At 62.4% G+C, this 1,280-nt stretch carries 2 protein-coding genes and 1 pseudogene; all 3 read left to right on the top strand.

Annotation, left to right across the window (positions count from 1 at the left end; translation table 11 throughout):
* Nucleotides 1-212, top strand: a pseudogene (locus EOA60_RS33495) (ACP S-malonyltransferase); the annotation flags it as partial.
* Nucleotides 213-240: 28 nt separating this feature from the next.
* Nucleotides 241-444 carry a ribbon-helix-helix protein, CopG family gene (locus EOA60_RS33490; protein WP_095823649.1) on the top strand — a complete coding sequence of 68 codons (204 nt, stop codon included), beginning with the start codon at nucleotides 241-243 and terminating at the stop codon, nucleotides 442-444.
* Nucleotides 445-518: 74 nt separating this feature from the next.
* A complete protein-coding gene (gene fabG, locus EOA60_RS33485; protein WP_095823648.1) occupies nucleotides 519-1,256 on the top strand; it encodes a 3-oxoacyl-[acyl-carrier-protein] reductase in 738 nt (245 codons plus the stop codon).
* The last annotated feature ends 24 nt before the right edge of the window (nucleotides 1,257-1,280 follow it).

Genomic DNA, 1,280 nt, shown 5'->3' with positions numbered 1-1,280 from the left:
AGATCGCCCGCCGCTTGGTCGAGCAGGTCGTTGCCCGCGTGCGCTGGCGCGAGACGGTGGAATGGTTCGGCGCCAAAGGTGTCGCGACGCTTTACGAAGTTGGCGCCGGCAAGGTGCTGTCCGGCTTGGCGCGACGCATCAACCGCGATATCGCGACCGGCGCCATCGGCACGGCGGCGGAAGTCGAGGCGGCGCTGGCAACTTTAGCATAAACAGGGAACTCTTGCTGGCAGGTGCGGCATTCCTACTTCCATCCGTCTTTCTCCCGAAGTCGAGCATCGCCTCGACGATCTCGTGGCGATGACTGGTCGAAGCAAAGCCGAATACCTGCGTGACTTCGTTGAGCGTGGACTCGAAGATCTCGAGGACTATTACCTGGCTGCGGAAGTGCTGGAGCAGATCAGGCTTTGTGAAGAATCGGTCGTGAGCGCCGAGAACTTCTGATATGGCCTGGACAACATGACAAAATGCGGAACGAGGGTCGCTCGCGGGGCGTCCGGAAGAATGAGGTTGAAGCAATGTTCGAACTGACCGGCCGTAAGGCGCTCGTCACCGGTGCATCGGGAGGCATCGGCGAGGCGATCGCCAGGGTGCTGCACAGCCAGGGCGCGATCGTCGGCCTGCACGGCACCCGCGTCGAGAAGCTGGAAACGCTGGCCGACGAGCTCGGCGACCGCGTAAAGCTCTTCCCGGCGGATCTGACCAACCGCGACGCGGTCAAGGCGCTCGGCCAGAAGGCGGAGGCCGATCTCGAAGGCGTCGACATCCTGGTCAACAATGCCGGCATCACCAACGACGGCCTGTTCGTGCGCATGTCGGACGCCGACTGGGATTCCGTGCTCGAGGTGAACCTGACCGCCGTGTTCCGGCTCACTCGTGAACTCACCCATCCGATGATGCGCCGCCGCCATGGCCGCATCATCAACATCACCTCGGTGGTCGGCGTCACCGGCAATCCCGGCCAGACCAATTACTGCGCCTCCAAGGCCGGCATGATCGGCTTTTCCAAGTCGCTGGCGCAGGAGATCGCCACCCGCAACATCACCGTCAACTGCGTCGCCCCGGGCTTCATCGAATCGGCCATGACCGACAAGCTCAACGACAAGCAGAAAGAGACCATCATGGCGGCGATTCCGACGCGGCGGATGGGCACCAGCGCCGAAGTTGCCTCGGCCGTCGCCTATCTCGCTTCCAATGAGGCGGCTTATGTCACCGGCCAGACCATCCACGTGAATGGCGGCATGGCGATGATCTAGGGTATTTGAGATTCAGGTGATGCC

The sequence above is a fragment of the Mesorhizobium sp. M1A.F.Ca.IN.020.06.1.1 genome (assembly GCF_004023265.1).
Classification (GTDB): domain Bacteria; phylum Pseudomonadota; class Alphaproteobacteria; order Rhizobiales; family Rhizobiaceae; genus Mesorhizobium.
The sequence above is the reverse complement of the archived record's forward strand: the minus strand, read 5'-3'. Positions and strand labels throughout refer to the sequence as shown.

Bases quoted from the DNA above. Each gene is read 5' to 3' on its own strand.
- fabG (WP_095823648.1), top strand. From the start codon at position 519: ATGTTCGAACTGACCGGCCGTAAGGCGCTCGTCACCGGTGCATCGGGA.